12 protein-coding genes are annotated in these 15035 nt (G+C 63.7%); 5 read left to right on the top strand and 7 right to left on the bottom strand.

Features of this window, described 5'->3' with window-relative positions; translation table 11 throughout:
- Nucleotides 1-61: 61 nt before the first annotated feature.
- Nucleotides 62-2404, bottom strand: coding sequence for an NADP-dependent malic enzyme (locus QM659_RS01060; protein ID WP_415187050.1), 2343 nt, complete (start codon nt 2402-2404; stop codon nt 62-64).
- 435 nt (nt 2405-2839) lie between these two features.
- Between QM659_RS01060 and QM659_RS01055 the strand changes: the two genes are divergently transcribed.
- A complete protein-coding gene (locus tag QM659_RS01055) occupies nt 2840-3685 on the top strand; it encodes a formylglycine-generating enzyme family protein (RefSeq protein ID WP_415187049.1) in 846 nt (281 codons plus the stop codon).
- Between the two features lie 21 nt (nt 3686-3706).
- Entirely contained in the window at nt 3707-5329 is a 1623-nt protein-coding gene (locus QM659_RS01050) for a L,D-transpeptidase family protein (RefSeq protein ID WP_415187048.1), read from the top strand.
- Between the two features lie 296 nt (nt 5330-5625).
- Here the strand turns inward: QM659_RS01050 and QM659_RS01045 are convergent, their stop codons facing one another.
- Both QM659_RS01045 and QM659_RS01040 read right to left on the bottom strand, forming a co-directional pair.
- The gene (locus QM659_RS01045; RefSeq protein WP_415187047.1) at nt 5626-6153 is read right to left on the bottom strand and encodes a PAS domain-containing protein; all 528 of its coding nucleotides are present in this window, start codon (nt 6151-6153) and stop codon (nt 5626-5628) included.
- A gap of 197 nt (nt 6154-6350) precedes the next feature.
- Nucleotides 6351-6764, bottom strand: a complete 414-nt coding sequence (locus tag QM659_RS01040; RefSeq protein ID WP_303488175.1) for a MucR family transcriptional regulator — start codon at nt 6762-6764, stop codon at nt 6351-6353.
- A 637-nt stretch (nt 6765-7401) separates the two neighbouring features.
- Here QM659_RS01040 and pxpB point away from each other — a divergent pair.
- Nucleotides 7402-8157: a 5-oxoprolinase subunit PxpB gene (pxpB, locus tag QM659_RS01035; protein WP_415187046.1), complete on the top strand. Its 756-nt coding sequence runs from the start codon at nt 7402-7404 to the stop codon at nt 8155-8157.
- Nucleotides 8154-9182, top strand: a complete 1029-nt coding sequence (locus QM659_RS01030) for a biotin-dependent carboxyltransferase family protein (protein ID WP_415187045.1) — start codon at nt 8154-8156, stop codon at nt 9180-9182. Before pxpB ends, QM659_RS01030 begins: the two co-directional genes overlap by 4 nt.
- Before the next feature lie 131 nt (nt 9183-9313).
- Here QM659_RS01030 and tesB read toward each other — a convergent pair whose 3' ends face one another.
- Complete coding sequence (gene tesB / locus QM659_RS01025; protein ID WP_127077399.1) at nt 9314-10180, bottom strand: acyl-CoA thioesterase II; 867 nt, start codon at nt 10178-10180, stop codon at nt 9314-9316.
- Between the two features lie 87 nt (nt 10181-10267).
- Here tesB and QM659_RS01020 point away from each other — a divergent pair, with 87 nt between their 5' ends.
- Nucleotides 10268-11524 (top strand): FAD-dependent monooxygenase, encoded by a 1257-nt coding sequence (locus QM659_RS01020; protein ID WP_415187044.1) that lies wholly within the window; start codon nt 10268-10270, stop codon nt 11522-11524.
- Nucleotides 11525-11543: 19 nt separating this feature from the next.
- On the opposite strand, the gene QM659_RS01015 is transcribed toward QM659_RS01020, so the two are convergent.
- The 3 genes from QM659_RS01015 to QM659_RS01005 all read right to left on the bottom strand — a co-directional run bounded on the left by QM659_RS01015 (nt 11544) and on the right by QM659_RS01005 (nt 14972).
- Complete coding sequence (locus tag QM659_RS01015; protein WP_415187043.1) at nt 11544-12557, bottom strand: alpha/beta fold hydrolase; 1014 nt, start codon at nt 12555-12557, stop codon at nt 11544-11546.
- Nucleotides 12558-12901: 344 nt separating this feature from the next.
- Complete coding sequence (gene murJ / locus QM659_RS01010) at nt 12902-14458, bottom strand: murein biosynthesis integral membrane protein MurJ (RefSeq protein WP_415187042.1); 1557 nt, start codon at nt 14456-14458, stop codon at nt 12902-12904.
- A gap of 100 nt (nt 14459-14558) precedes the next feature.
- Nucleotides 14559-14972 carry a hypothetical protein gene (locus tag QM659_RS01005; protein ID WP_303485625.1) on the bottom strand — a complete coding sequence of 138 codons (414 nt, stop codon included), beginning with the start codon at nt 14970-14972 and terminating at the stop codon, nt 14559-14561.
- Nucleotides 14973-15035 lie beyond the last annotated feature (63 nt).

Here is a 15035-nt window from a genome sequence, read left to right as displayed (position 1 = left end):
TCTTCTTGTTTGCCATCGCACCCGCCGCTTGCAAGAGCGGCGGGTTTTTCTTTGCGAACGATCAACCCGTGACGTCGAAGGCTGCGAGCGCCGCCATGTTCACGAGGTCGTTATCGGACGAGCCGAGCGAGGCGATCTGCACCGGCTTCGACAGACCGACCAGCATGGGGCCGATCACGATCCCGCCGCCAAGCTCCTGAAGCATCTTCGTTGCGATGCTCGCGGCATGAAAGGCGGGCATGATGAGCACGTTCGCCGTATCCGACAGGCGGCAGAACGGATAGAGCGACATCGCACGGCGGTTCAGCGCCACATCCGCCGCCATCTCGCCGTCATACTCGAAGTCGACACCCCGCTCGTCGAGCAGCTTCACCGCACCGCGAAGCTGATCCGACCGGTCGCTTTGCGGGTTGCCGAAGGTCGTGGCGGCAAGCATGGCCACGCGCGGCGTCATGCCGAAGCGGCTTGCCACGCCCGCGGCTTCCACCGCGATGTCGGCAAGCTCCTGAGCATTGGGCATATCGTGCACGGAGGTGTCGGCTATGAGCACCACCTTGCCCCGGCTCACGATCACCGAGACGCCGATCACGCGGCGGCCCGGCATCGGATCGAGCACGCGGCGCACATCCTGAAGCGCGGTCGACCAGTTGCGCGTGACGCCCGTCACCATCGCGTCGGCGTGGCCCATCGCCACCATGCAGGCGGCGAAGACGTTGCGCTCGTTGTGCACGAGGCGCAGGCAATCGCGGTAAAGATAGCCCTTGCGCTGAAGCCGCTGGTAGAGGAATTCCGCGTATTGCTGGTTGTACTCCGACGTCGCGATGTTGTGCTGCTCGAAGCTTTCCTGATTGTTCACGCCCGCCATGAAGAACGCCTGCCGGATCTGCGCCTCGCGGCCGATCAGGATGGGCGTGCCGAGCTTCTGGTTCGCGAAAGAACTTGCGGCACGTATGACCTGCTCTTCCTCGCCCTCGGCGAAGACGACGCGCTTCGGGCGCAGGCGCAGCGCGTCATAGATCGAGTTGATGAAGCCCGCCGCCGGATCGAGCCGGGCGGAAAGGCGCACCTTGTAACCTTCCATATCGACGATGGGACGGCGCGCGACGCCGGAATCCATGGCCGCCTTCGCAACGGCGGACGGGATCGACGTGATGAGGCGCGGGTCGAAAGGTGCGGGGATGATGTAATCCGGTCCGTAGCGGAGACGACGCCCGTAGACCTTCGCCACCGCGTCCGGTACGTCGGCGCGCGCGAGTTCGGCAAGCGCATAAGCCGCCGCGATCTTCATCGGCTCGTTGATCGTGCTCGCCTGCACGTCGAGCGCGCCGCGGAAGATATAGGGGAAGCCGAGCACGTTGTTGACCTGGTTCGGATAGTCCGAGCGGCCCGTCGCCACGATGGCGTCGGTGCGCACTTCGGCCACTTCCTCCGGCGTGATCTCCGGGTCGGGGTTCGCCATCGCGAAGATGATGGGCTTGTCAGCCATGCTGGCGACCATCTCTTTCGTGAGAGCGCCCGCAGCCGAAAGGCCGAAGAAAACGTCCGCGCCTTCGACTGCGTCGGCGAGCGTGCGCGCCTTCGTGTCGATCGCATGCGCGGACTTCCACTGGTTCATACCCTTCTCGCGGCCGCGATAGATCACGCCCGTGGTATCGCACAGGATTGAATTCTCGTGGCGCACGCCCAGCGCCTTCATGAGTTCGAGGCAGGCGATGCCGGCCGAGCCTGCGCCGTTGACGACAAGTTTGATATCGGCGATGTCGCGGCCTGTGAGGTGGACGGCATTGATGAGGCCTGCCGCCGCGATGATCGCGGTGCCGTGCTGGTCGTCATGGAAAACGGGAATGTCCATCAGTTCGCGCAGGCGCTGCTCGATGATGAAGCAGTCGGGCGCCTTGATGTCTTCGAGGTTGATGCCGCCGAAGGACGGGCCGAGATAGCGCACGGCGTTGATGAAGGCGTCGACGTCCTGCGTATCGACTTCGAGATCGATGGCGTCCACGTCGGCGAAACGCTTGAAAAGAACGGCCTTGCCTTCCATGACGGGCTTCGAGGCGAGCGCGCCGAGATTGCCGAGCCCCAGGATCGCCGTGCCGTTCGAGATCACGGCGACGAGGTTGCCCTTCGCAGTGTAGTCGTAGGCGAGGCGCGGGTTTTCGGCGATGGCCTCCACCGGCACGGCCACGCCGGGCGAATAGGCGAGCGAAAGATCGCGCTGGGTCGCCATCGGCTTCGTCGGCACGATTTCGAGCTTGCCGGGCTTGCCTTCCGCGTGGAACTGGAGCGCTTCCTGCCGCGTGAATTTTGGCGGTGCGGCCACCGGCGTGGCATGGCGATTATCGCCGGTCTGGCCTTCGGAAACGGCTTTCGGTCGCGTCGGCGACGTGTTTTTGGAAACGGACATGTCGATCTTCTGATGAGATGGAGACGCGGCCCGGTCTCGCACGCCGGAACGCTTTTGGGTTGGACGTTAGCGCCGGCGAACCGGCCACACAAGCGCGCTGGCGTCTCATGCTGAACCTTTTCGCCTCAACCTTTCGATTGATAACAGCTTTTGGCGATGGCGTTCAGCCGCACCGAAAGCGTGCGCGCGCAGCCTGCGGGCGAGGCGCGCCGCGTGTGCAATCATAGGGCGTATAAAGAATATTTTGCTTCCGGGCGATCGGTTTTTATTCCAGTTTGTTGATCGTATATTGAAGCAAAGTTTTAGGCATGGCTTGCGAAAACCTGCGACGCCTGCGGGTCTTGACATCGGTTGGCGGCCCTGCACGCCCGATTTCAGCGCGTGGTAACGATGCATGGAGTAGACGTGGAGCAGTGTATCGATTGGAAGCATCCCATGATTGGCGCATTTATCGTTGTGCTTGTTCTTCTGTTCATGCCGCAAAGCGCCGACGCACAGCGGCGTTCCGCGCGGGTCGACGCTCCCAAGACTTTTCGCGATTGCCCGAACTGTCCCGAGTTGGTGCCCATCCCGGCTGGCGAGTTCCTGATGGGGTCGCCCGAGACGGAGCGCGGCCGCAACAAGGACGAAGGGCCGCAACGCCGCGTGTCGGTTCCGGCCTTCGCGGTGGGCAAATATGAAGTGACCTTCGCCGAATATGATGCCTGCGTGGCGGATGGCGGCTGCGCCTACAAGCCCGGCGACGAGGGATGGGGACGCGGCCGCAAGCCCGCGATCAACGTCTCGTGGGACGACGCGCAAGCCTATGTTTCGTGGCTCTCGCGCAAGACCGGCCAGCCCTATCGCCTGCTCACGGAAGCGGAATGGGAATACGCCGCACGCGCTCAGACGACCGTCGCCGAGCGCGCGTTACCCTTCTCCACGGGGCGAACCATCAACTATCGACAGGCGAATTACGACGCCAATTTCATCTATCCCGGCGGTCAGCAGGGCGAATACCGGCAGAAGACGACCGATGTCGGCTCATTCCAGAAGAACGCCTTCGGTCTGCACGACATGCACGGCAATGCCTGGGAATGGGTGGAAGACTGCTATCGCCCGACCTACGAAGGTGCGCCGACCGACGGCGCGGCCGTACAGGAGGCCGCCTGCGAGCTTCGCATTTTGCGCGGCGGCTCCTGGAACTATCACCCCCGGCTTTTGCGTTCGGCTTATCGGTATGCCACGCCCGGCACCATTCGTCTCAATTCGTTCGGGTTTCGCGTCGCGAGGCCGCTTTGATGCATCTCTGAGGGCCACGACATGAAATTGAAGCTGATCACGTCCTGTGCTTTTGCCGCTCTCGTGACTGCGGCGCTGACCGCTCCCGCGCTGACGCCTGCCGATGCCCGTTCGAACCGCTACATCGACGACGATTACACGCGGCCGAGATATGGCGCGGCGCCCGTTCTCGCCATCGTCGGCCTGAAGGAGCAGCGCATCACGCTCTACGACGCACGCGGCAAGATGCTGGAGTCCCCCGTATCGAGCGGCGCGACCGGCTATGAGACGCCGCCCGGCATCTACAGCATCGTGCAGAAGAAAGAAGAGCATCATTCCAACCTCTATGACGATGCATCGATGCCCTATATGCAGCGTCTCCTGTGGACAGGCATCGCGTTGCACGAGGGCGTTCTGCCGGGCTATGCCGCAAGCCATGGCTGCATCCGGCTGCCGGGCTCGTTCGCACAGCGTCTGTTCGGCCTGACAAACATGGGCATGCGCGTGATCGTGACGCGCGAAGACATCGCTCCCGCTCCGATCGCGCAGCCCTTCCTGTTCGGAACGCGCGAAGTCGCGAACGAAAGCGAAGGCGAGACTTCGATACTCGGTATTCCGGTGAGCGTCGGCCGCGATAACGGCTCAGACCTCTTGCAGCGTCTGCGCCTCAACGCGATGGCGAAGACGGGCGAAGCGGAAGCCGCTGCCCGGCGCGAAAGGGAGCTGAAACAGACAGCGCAGAAAAAGGCAGCCGAGGCCGCGCCCGCGCTGAAGGTCGTCGCCACCGCCGAGCGCGATGTGGCGAAGGCCGAGGCCGACCTCGTTGCGACGGCGAAGCTGATCGAGACCGCCGACACCGATGCCAAGGCGGAAAAGGCGGCCCAAGCGAAGGAACTGGCGACCACGAAGCTCGCTTCCGCGCGCGAAAGGCTTACGCAGGCGAAGGCGCAGGCCGAGGCGAAAGCAGCCGTAGCGGCAACGGCAAGGCAGGAGGCGGAAGCGGCCGAAGAGGCGAAGAACGTGGCGCAGGGTGCCGCAGAGGAGGCGGAACTCAACACCGCGCCGGTCTCGGTGCTCATCAGCCGCAAGACGCATCGCCTTTATATTCGCAAGGCCAATCAACCGATCTACGAAGGCCCGGTTTCGATCCGCGATGCCGACAAGCCCATCGGCTCTTTCGTCTACACGGCTGTCGACACGTCGCGGTCGGGCGCGCTGAACTGGACCGTGGTTTCGATGTACAAGGACGCGCTCAACGTCGAACCGTATGTGAAGACGAAGGAGCAGGCGGCTTCCAAGAAGAAGCAGCCGCCAGCACCGCCTCACCCGACCGATGTCGCCGCCGCGAGCGCGGCTCTCGAACGGCTCACGGTGCCGCAGGAAGCGCTCGAAAAGATTTCAGCCGTGGTGCTGCCGGGCTCGTCGCTCATCATCACCGATGAAGCCCCGAGCGTCGAAACGGGTAAGGATACCGATTTCGTCGTTTTCATGAGCGGCGAACCGGCGGGCAGCATGGCGATCCGCAAGCGCCAGCCGAGCCAGGGCTATGCAAGACGGAGCGGTGGCGAGAGCGACTTCTGGGGCAATCCGCGCCCGCGCCGATATGGCGGCGGAGGCGGCGGCTGGTCGCGCGGCGGCTTCCCGTCTTTCTTCGGCGGGTTCTAGCGGAGCGAATTTGACATTTGAGTCCGGCTTGCCGAGAACTCTCGCTCAAATGTCAAATTCAGAAGCTCTACCAAGCAAGATAAAGCGCGGCTTTGACTCGATCAGGGGCTCGCCAGATCCACAAGGCGTTCGCGGAACAGTCGCGCAGACCTCGCGGATACGGTTCATCCTTGCCAAACCCGGCTTAACGACACGGAAGCACTCGGGAATTCGCTGGGTGAGCCGCGACGCGGCCTTTAAGACAAAGCTGCCGTAAACAGTTCGGCTCGCGGACGGGGCCGACCAATGCAGGCCGATTAAAGACGCGCGCGCCGCTTCTCGATGCGCTCGCCGACGATATGCGCTTGCGGCGCTCCATGTGCGAAGGTGGCCGGTATTGCGGCGTCGTAGCCGAGAATGCGCTCGACCTTGCCGGAAAGGCCGCTCAACGGAAGGCGCAACCAGATCAGGAGGAGATGCTCGCGGCCCGCGGCTGGACCTCGCACGGTGCCTTGCATCGGCATTTGGTCTTCGATGACGCTGCGATAGACCGTGCGCCAATAGTCGCGCTTGTGCTGGAAGCCGATGTCGAAAACCGCGCGCCCCGTGATTTCCGCGCCGTAAATCGCGCCGACACGCGTGCCGGCCAGTCTGTAGCGCAAGGATTCGAGATCGTCGCCGCAATCGAGAAGGCTCAGGCCCGAGAGAAGATGAGGGATCGCGATCGGGTCAATGTCGAAGCGAGACGGCAGCGGACGCGACTGCGCGCAGGCCCGCCAATAGCCATAAAGCTCCTGTTGCTCGCGCATAATAGTCTGCGCCCGGAAATCGATTTCCGAAGCCATCCAACCCTCCGATGTCCGCGCGCAGGTCCGCCACCAGCGCCGACCACCATGTTTCGCGAACTATCGGTGATTTGCATGTTGCAGTGCAAGTCATTCGAGCCGGACTGCGCCCCTCAAATCGAAGAACACGTGATCGAGGGGCGGAGCAGCGGCGACAACAGGTCTCGAAGGAGGAAGGTTCGATGTGAAAGGGCGCTCTAGCGGCCCTTGCGCTGACCGAGGCCCATTTTCTTGGCAAGATTGGAGCGAGCTTCGGCGTATTTCGGGGCAACCATCGGATAATTCGGTTCCAGACCCCATTTTTCCCGATATTCTTCGGGCGACATATTATAATGCGTGCGCAGATGCCGCTTCAGCGATTTAAACTTCTTGCCATCTTCGAGGCAGATGATGTAGTCGGGCGTCAACGATTTCTTCACGGCGACAGCCGGCTTCAGCTCTTCCTTCGGTACTGCAACGACATTCGACGAGGCGCGAGTTAGGGCAGAATGAACCTCGCCGATAAGGCTGGGCAAGTCACCCGCAACGACTGCGTTATTGCTAACATAGGCAGAAATGATTTGGGTCGTGAATTCGACCAGTTCATTATTCTCAAACGTCTCATCAAGCATTTGCGGGCTCCTGGTTCGGCCTTGAGCTGCACTCTCCAATCCTTTGTATGGATTGCTCTGGATTTCCGCCTTGTCAAGCCAGCGCGGCTCGGATTTACGCTTTGTGCCGAGATCCTTGACCTTATTTGCTTGTTTCACAATCGTCTGCCTTTCGTATTTGGACGGAATACATGCTATATATCATACCACCGGAACCACTCAAGATTTCATTCAAGGATTCCGGTCTCAAATTTGTACGCGGATTGAGCGCTTCTTTCGGAAATCAGACCCGTTTTTGTCGTCGAGGAAACTCTGCTTCGCGTGTACGCAATGTCGCAGCGGTAACTCGGCGGAAATCATAAGCTCCGCGATTCGACTGCGCCTGCGCGCGGAAAACGTTTGTGCAGTTGCGCAAAAGATACAGGCCGCAACCTGAGAGCTGAGGCGCTATATTGGCCGCTTGCTTCGGGTAGCGACCGCTACGTTGAGGGTTAAGTTCATTTGATTGGCGAGATGCGGTTGTATTGCCTTCGGGGTGGACCTAATTTCATCAAGGTTTTTTGCGAAACACGCGGTTATGTCGTCGCGGATTGCGCACACGGTCGCAGGTTCTGGTCCGGCGTTTGCTCCGCCTGCTTCAATTCAAGGGGATGACCGTATGCCATCAGAAGACGGAGCCGCCGCCCCCCCATCTTCCTTGACTCCGAAGGTATACGACTGCGGCGAAAGCGCCGTCCTCGTGGAGTTTGATGTCGGCTACAGCAAATCGATCAGTCTTGCCATCCTTCAAATCTCGCAGAGGCTGCATGGCAGCCATCTCGAAGGCTATGTGGAAAGCATACCGGCGGCGTCTTCTCTCACGATTTCCTATGATCCTCTTGTGCTGTCGAGGGAAAGCCTCGTCGCGGCAATCGAATCGGCGTGCGCGATGCCGCCTGGAACAAGCTCTGGCGGCCGCCTTTGGACGATTCCCTGCGTTTATGGTGGCGCTTCGGGGCCTGACCTCGGCGATGTCGCCCGCGAGGCCGGGGTTTCTGAGGCCGAGGCCGCCGTTCTTCACGCGAGCCAGACTTATGTCGTTTCGATGCTTGGGTTCCTTCCCGGCTTCGCCTATCTTGTCGAACTCCCCGAGCGGCTGCGCCTGCCGCGCAGGGCCACGCCGCGCCCACGCGTTCCTGCCGGGTCCATCGCCATCGCGTCCGGCATGACGGCAATCTATCCGCTCGAAAGCCCCGGCGGCTGGCACCTCATCGGGTGGACACCCGTGCCCATGTGGGATGTGTCCCGGCAGGAGGGGCCGCTTTTCGCGCCCGGCGACCGCGTCCGCTTCGAGGCGGTCGACGCGCAGCAGGCGGAAGCGCTGCGCGCTCGCGTCGCCGAGGGATGGGTGCCCGCTCCGGAGGCTGCAATTTGAGGCCGGCGCTGACAATTCTCGACCCCGGCTTCGCTGCGACCATCCAGGATCGCGGGCGCGTGGGCTGGCAGCGTTTCGGCGTTCCGGTGTCGGGCGCTCTCGATCCGGAAGCGCTTGCGGCAGCCAATATCCTCGTTGGCAATGCGCCCGGCTCCGCCACGATCGAGGCGATGGGCGCGGGCCTTCGCCTGCGCGTCGATGCCGATAGCGCGACGCTGGCCTTGGCGGGCTGCGCCGCGCCGTTCCGTATCGAGAGTGCGGGGACGGTCCTTTCAGCGAGCCCGCTCCGCGGCGTCACGGTGCACAGGGGCGACGTCTTGCGATTTCCGCCACCGAAGAACGGAGCGGTTTATTACATCGCGGCGGCGGGCGGTTTCGACATTCCCCCCGTGCTTGGCAGCCGCTCGACCTACGCGCGCGCCAGCCTCGGCGGCATCGAAGGCCGCACGCTTCGGGCGGGCGATGCGATACCGCTCTTGCGTGAGGCCGCGCCCGTCGCGCCGACGCTTCTTCTCGACGCGAGCTTCGAAGCGCCGAGGAGCATTCGCGTGATGCGTGGGCCGAATGCGGATTATTTCACGGAGCGCGCGTTCGAGGCTCTGGCAGGCGCTCCTTACACCGTTTCGCCCGCTTCCGACCGCATGGGGCTGCGCTTCAAGGGGGAAGCGCTCGACCGGCTGAATTCCGAGGAGATCCCGTCGCAAGGCACGACTGCGGGCGCGCTTCAGGTTCCGCCGGACGGGCAGCCGATCCTCTTGCTGGCGGACCGGCAGACGACGGGCGGCTATCCGCGCATCGCGACCGTGATCGGCGCCGATATCGCGGCGGCGGGGCGGCTCGCGCCGGGCATGGCGGTGCGTTTCATCGAGGTTGGACGCGAAGAGGCGCTTGCGGCGCTCAAGGCGCGGGCCGAGTGGCTGGCCGCGCTGCCGTCGCGCCTTCGCGCGGCGCCACAAGACGCGCTCACCTCCGAACGCCTTCTCGGCGAAAACCTCATCGGCGGCGTGACGGCGGGCGAGATGTAGCGCGCGCACAATCTTTCTGTTTTGTCGCGGGTCTTGTCGGAAAACCGCGTCTGCCCCATTCAGCCTCGCGGCGGCGCGTGTGTTTTGGACATTCGATGCGCGGCGAAGTCGCGAGACGGCGGCGCCGCCGTCTACTTCGCGGCCTTTTCCCGGATCAGCCCTTCCTGCGCCACCGATGCCACGAGCGTCCCGTCGCGCGAGAAGATGCTGCCTCGGCAGAAGCCGCGCGCGGCCTGAGCGCTCGGGCTGTCCATCGCATAAAGCAGCCACTCGTCCGCCTTGAATGGACGATGGAACCACACCGCATGGTCGAGGCTCGCAAGCATCAGGTCCGGCTCGAACAGCGAGCGGCCGTGCGCGACGAGCGCGGTGTCGAGCAGGGAAAAATCCGACGCATAGGCCAGCACGCATTGATGCAGCCGGAAATTGTCGGGCAGCGCGCCGTTCGCGCGGAACCAGATATATTGCTTCGGTTCGAGCTTCTCCTTGCAGAAGAAGCGCGAGAGATCGACGGGCCGCAGTTCGATGGGCCGGTCGCGCTCCCAGTAAAGGCGCATGACATCCGGCAGAATCGGCAGGAGGCGTGCCTTCAACTCTTCTTCCGACGGCAGCTCTTCCGGCTGGGCTACTTTCGGCATCTCGATCTGATGCTCGAAGCCCGTCTCGGGTGCGTGGAACGAGACGGCCATCGTGTAGATCGGCCGCCCGTGCTGAATGGCCGTCACGCGACGCGTCGTAAAGCTGCCGCCGTCGCGGATGCGGTCGACGTGGTAGATGATCGGCACTTTCGGGTCGCCGCCGAGCAGGAAATAGGCATGCAGCGAATGCGCCACGCGATCCTGATCTTCGACCGTGCGATAGGCGGCGGTGAGCGCCTGCCCGACCACCTGACCGCCGAAAACGCGCTGCCAGCCGTTTTGCGGGCTTCGTCCACGGAACAGATTGTGTTCCAGTTGTTCAAGATCGAGTATCGACAGAAGTTGATCGACCGCCGGCATGGGTGCCCTTCCTAAGCTTCTCCATCCGAGATAACGGTTCTCCTTCGAAATCTGTCAAGTTAGCCGGAAGCCTGACGCGAGGTGGCCGTGAACGATATTCAGAAGAGCCGGTTCGACATCGTCATCAGCGGCGGCAGTTTTGTCGGGCTCGCGCTGGCCCGTGCGCTTGAAGCGTCGGCGCCCGGCGCGTTCGCCATCGCGGTCATCGAGCAACGCACGCTCGCCGCCGCCACCGCCGACCCGCGCACCGTAGCGCTCACGGCTACAGCAAGGGCGATGCTCCAGGCAATCGGCATATGGGAACGCATCGCCGACAGGGCCGAGCCGGTGCGCCGCATCGTCCTGACCGATTCACCGCTCGAATCGCCCGTGCGTCCCGGCCTTATCGGCCTCGACGCGGCGGATACCCCCACGGGCGAGCCGACCGCCTACGTCATCGAGAACGCGGCGCTCCTGCCCGCGCTTCTCGCCTCGCTCGACGGTTTGCCGAACGTGTCTTTCTTCGCGCCGGACGCCATCGACCGTTTCGAGACGCGCGATGAGGACGTGTCCATCGCGCTGCGCTCCGGGGCTCAGCTCTCGGCGAAGCTTCTCGTCGCAGCGGACGGGCGGAACTCGGCTTTGCGCGAGATGATCGGCATTCGGACGCAAAGCTGGCCGTCGGACAAGGTCGGCATCGTGGCCACCGTCGGCATCGAACGGCCCCACAATGGGACGGCGTGGCAGCATTTCCTGCCTGCGGGACCGTTCGCGATTTTGCCGATGACGCCGGGGCCGGATGGCGGCAACCGCGCGTCCGTTGTGTGGACCGAGTATGCGGCCGTCGCCCGGCGCACCCTTGCGCAGGATCGCGAGACCGTGCTGGCCGAGCTGTCGCAGCGTTTTGGCCCGGAACTCGGCGCGCTGACGCTGCTGTCGATCCCGCAGGCGTTTCCTTTGTCGATGGTGCTGGCGCGCGATTTCGTGCGGCCGCGCTTCGCACTCGTCGGCGATGCCGCGCACGGGTTGAACTGGATCGCGGGGCAGGGGCTTAACCACGGATTGAAAGATGTCGCGGCGCTCGCCGAAACCCTCGTCGACGCGGCGCGTCTGGGCCTCGATGTCGGCGATATTGCAATCCTGCGTCGCTACGAGCGCTGGCGGCGTTTCGATGTCGTCACTTCCGCATTCTCCGGCGCGGCGCTCAATGCGTTCTTCTCGAACGACTGGACCGGGCTTCGCATGCTGCGCAACGCGGGGCTTCGCACGGTAGACGGTATCGGGCGGCTGAAGACGCTGTTCATGAATGAAGCGGCTGGCCGAACGGGCGACGTGCCGAAACTTTTGCGCGGCGAGGCGCTGTAAGCTGGCGCGCGCCATTCGCCTATTTTGCGTCGTCCGAGCTTTCTACGCGGGACCAGAACAGTTTGAGCAGTGCCGCCGTTCGCGCGGGCGCTTCGAGCATCGGCAGATGGCCGACATCCTTCATCATGAGGATTTCGCTGCCGGGAATGAGGCTGGCAAGGACGCCGGCTTCAGCCGGGTCGAGGATCTTGTCGGCGTCGCCCCAAACAACGAGCGTTGGCGCTGCGATTTTCGGCGCCCATCGGGTGGCGGGAAGCTCCGGCGACAGGATCATCTCGCGGAAAAGGTGACGGTAGACGGGTGCGCGGGCTATCTGGTCCCGCGCCACGAGCGCCGCCAGGATGGAATTCTGGAGACCGCCGCCGTTCCGGCCGGAAAGAAGCCGGAAGATCGCTTCCATGTCCTCGGGCTTCTCGGCGATGAGGCCGTTCTGGCCGTCGAGCAGGCCCGCCTCGAACGGGCTTAGCCCTTCGCCCGCGACGCCCGCGCTGTCCATCAGGATGAGGCTTCGCACGAGGCCCGGACTTGTCGCCGCGATGAGCCCCGCGAGCGCCCCGCCCATTGAACTGCCGACCCAATGCGCCTTCAGCGCGCCCGTCTGCGCGAACCATGCCTTGAGGCGCTCCGCCTGCGCGTCGAGGCCATAGTCGGCGTCCGGCACGAAGCTGCTTTCGCCGAAGCCTGGAATGTCAGGAACGAGGAGGCGATGCGACCGCGCAAGAAAGAAGACGGCGTTGAGCCAGTTTTCCTTGGAGGCCGAAAAGCCGTGAAGAAGCACGGCGGCGGGTTTGTTCGTGGGACCGGCATCCCAGTAGCGAAGGTCGTGACCATCGACATTCGCCGTTTTCCGGCGAATTCCGGGCAGGAAGCCGATGGCGCGGCGGACGCGGCGATAAAAGCCGCCCGGCTGCCGCCATTCCCGCAGCAGCGCGGGATCGACGCTTGCCGCTTTATTCAGATATTCGGCGGCCGCATGTTCGAAGATGGCGGATTGTCCGTCGTCGGACGCGTGTTCAGATGTGAAAGAGTTCATCGCCACCGAGCCCTCGATTGGTTTTTTATATAAGTCGGGCATTCTCCGACGGAACAAAAGGGCTCGCCGTCACTTTTCGCCGCTGGTTCGCGCAAGCATCGGGGGCGCGGAACGATGGAAAACTTCTTCGACTGCCGCCGTTGCCGATATCGCGGCGAACGTCATAAGGCAGCATCTGCCGCTTTCGGCCGAATATATCGACACGCCCGAGCGGCGCGACGAGGTGAAAGCGACCGCAATTCGCCAGATGATCCGGCTCAGCGCCGGGGTGATCGCTTTGGAGGTTACCGATCAGGAAAGGCTTTCAAGCCTGATCGAGGTGGCCCAGTCGGACGGCCGGATAATCAGGCACGCCCGACCCGCCTCAGCGCGGACAGCCGCACGGCGCCGGATGCGAATATCACGGCCGTATAAACCGCGCCGCCAGCGGTGACGAGCAGCAGCATCGCGCCCGCCTGCGTCATGGTCGAGCGGTCGCCGGCGAAATAGGGCGTCAATGCCGCTTCGAGCCCGTAAAGCGCCGCCCCCATGGCCACACTGGCGCCGACGATGCGGGGTGCGCGCCGCTTCAGTGCCGCATCGAAACGGAAATGGCCGCGCCGCATCAGCGTGATCATGAGGAGCAGCGCGTTCGTCCAGCCGGAAAGGCTCGTCGCGATGGCGATGCCGACATGGCCGATGAACGGAAACATCAGGAGCGAACCGCCGATATTCACCGCGACGGACGCAGCGACGAAGCGCATCGGCGTGGCTGTATCCTCACGGGCGAAGAAGCCGGGCAGGAAAACCTTCGTGGCGACGAAAGCTGTCAGCCCTGCCGCGTAGGCCGCGAGCGCGAGCGAAACCTGCCGCGTCGCCTCCGCCGTGAAGCTGCCGCGCTGGAACAGCACCTGAATGATCGGATCGGGGATCACGATCAGCGCGACCGAGGCGGGCAGCGTGAGCAGCAGCGCGAATTCGAGGCTGCGGTTCTGGCTCGCGAGCGCTGCGGTTTCGTCGGCATCGGCGAGGTGGCGGGTGAGCGTCGGCAGCAGCACGACGCCGATGGCGATGCCGACCATGCCGAGCGGAAGCTGCATCACGCGATCTGCATAATAAAGAAAGGACACGGCGCTCGCCTGCAGCGATGCGATCATCGTGCCGATGAAGATGTTCACCTGATTGATGCCGCCGGTGATAAGGCCCGGCACCGCGAGCTTCACCAGGCGGCGCATGTCCGGCGTGAGGCGGGGCAGGCGGAAGCGCAGGTCCATGCCAAGTCCGCGCGCGGCCCAGGCCACGAACAGAAGCTGCGCGAAACCGGCGATGGCGACGCCCCACGCCTGAATGATGCCCGCTTCGGGCTGGTCGCGGAAGCCGCTCGCCGCCGCGAACAGCGTTACCGCGATCAGCACGAGATTGAGAAGGATCGGGGTCGCGGCTGGCGCGCGGAACTTCTGATGCGCGTTGAGCACGCCCGCAGCCAGCGCCACGAGCGACATGCATACGAGGTAAGGGAAGGTGATGCGCGTGAGCAGCACCGCCAGTTCGAACTTCTTCGGGTCGTCGCTGAAGCCCGGCGCGATGGCGCGGACGAGATACGGCATGAAGATCTCGGCGAGGATCACGGTCGCGGTCACGCCGACGAGGAGAATGGAGAGCGCTTCCTCCGCGAATTCGCGGGCGCGCGCGTCGCCCTCCGCGCGAAGCCGCTTCGTGAAAAGCGGGACAAAGGCCGAATTGAACGCACCCTCGGCAAACAGCGCGCGAAACAGGTTCGGGAAGCGGAATGATACGAAGAACGCGTCCGCCACCCAGCCGGTGCCCATCACGGCGGCGAGCAGCACGTCGCGCACGAAGCCGAACACGCGGCTAACGGCCGTCAAACCGCCTACAGTCAGGAAACCGCGATAAAGGCTCATTTACAACCGGGAGTGTGCGTTTCCAAAGCTATGGGCGACGATTCCCCCGGAAGCAAGCGCGGGCTTTTCGGCGCCAGAGCGGTGTCGTGTTGCGGCCAGCTCATTCCTTTGGCAGGGGCCAGGCGACCGGCGAGCCCTGCCTGCGCGCCGTATCGTAGGCCGCGCGAAGATCCTGCTTCATGGTGTCGCGATTGGGATAATCCGCCGGCAGATGCCCCACGACGCACGCCTGAAGGCACAGCTTCGCTTCGGCGCGGGCGCGCTCGGCGGCGGCGATGTTGGGAAAGGCCGTGTTGCCGAAGGAGTCGACGCAGAGGAACTGGCAAAAGCCGCCGATGCGCTTCAACGCGGCGCCCCTCTCGGCGTCGCTCCAGCTGCTGAAGGGGCCCTTCGGAAGCCCGGAAATCGGTGCGGTCGCGATATAGCCGATGGAATCCGCGACCTGCGCGAAGGCCCGCGAGGCCGGCGCTGCGAGTATCGCTGTCGCGACGAGGAGAAAAAGGCTGGGCTTCATCGGCTGACCGGTCTGTTCTGAGGGTGCTTTAGCCTTGAGGGCGCTTTTGGGCGATTTCGTGGG

The organism is Rhodomicrobium sp. (assembly GCF_047605405.1).
In the GTDB taxonomy this organism is placed as follows: Bacteria; Pseudomonadota; Alphaproteobacteria; order Rhizobiales; family Rhodomicrobiaceae; genus Rhodomicrobium; species Rhodomicrobium lacus.
This window is presented reverse-complemented; position numbering and strand designations above follow the sequence as displayed.

Bases quoted from the DNA above. Each gene is read 5' to 3' on its own strand.
- QM659_RS01040 (WP_303488175.1), bottom strand. From the start codon at position 6,764: ATGCTTGATGAGACGTTTGAGAATAATGAACTGGTCGAATTCACGACC.
- QM659_RS01060 (WP_415187050.1), bottom strand. From the start codon at position 2,404: ATGTCCGTTTCCAAAAACACGTCGCCGACGCGACCGAAAGCCGTTTCC.
- pxpB (WP_415187046.1), top strand. From the start codon at position 7,402: ATGCCATCAGAAGACGGAGCCGCCGCCCCCCCATCTTCCTTGACTCCG.
- murJ (WP_415187042.1), bottom strand. From the start codon at position 14,458: ATGAGCCTTTATCGCGGTTTCCTGACTGTAGGCGGTTTGACGGCCGTT.
- QM659_RS01045 (WP_415187047.1), bottom strand. From the start codon at position 6,153: ATGGCTTCGGAAATCGATTTCCGGGCGCAGACTATTATGCGCGAGCAA.
- QM659_RS01055 (WP_415187049.1), top strand. From the start codon at position 2,840: ATGATTGGCGCATTTATCGTTGTGCTTGTTCTTCTGTTCATGCCGCAA.
- QM659_RS01050 (WP_415187048.1), top strand. From the start codon at position 3,707: ATGAAATTGAAGCTGATCACGTCCTGTGCTTTTGCCGCTCTCGTGACT.
- QM659_RS01015 (WP_415187043.1), bottom strand. From the start codon at position 12,557: ATGAACTCTTTCACATCTGAACACGCGTCCGACGACGGACAATCCGCC.
- QM659_RS01005 (WP_303485625.1), bottom strand. From the start codon at position 14,972: ATGAAGCCCAGCCTTTTTCTCCTCGTCGCGACAGCGATACTCGCAGCG.
- tesB (WP_127077399.1), bottom strand. From the start codon at position 10,180: ATGCCGGCGGTCGATCAACTTCTGTCGATACTCGATCTTGAACAACTG.